Genomic DNA, 213 nt, shown 5'->3' on the forward strand with positions numbered 1-213 from the left:
CCCCCCCCCCCCCCCCCCCCCCCCCCCCCCCCCCCCCCCCCCCCCCCCCCCCCCCCCCCCCCCCCCCCCCCAACCACACCCCCCCCCCCCAGATTACTACGCGTCTCGTGGGCTCGGAGATGTGTATAAGAGACAGGTCCCAGTGTGGCCGGTCGCCCTCTCAGGCCGGCTACCCGTCGTCGCCTTGGTGAGCCACTACCTCACCAACAAGCT

Annotated in this window: 1 rRNA gene; it reads right to left on the reverse strand. The window is 75.1% G+C overall.

The features are described from left to right. Window positions 1-144: 144 nt before the first annotated feature. Window positions 145-213 (reverse strand): 16S ribosomal RNA (locus ACPYOM_RS24400); the annotation flags it as partial.

It is taken from the genome of Monashia sp. HAY1-2A (assembly GCF_056755315.1).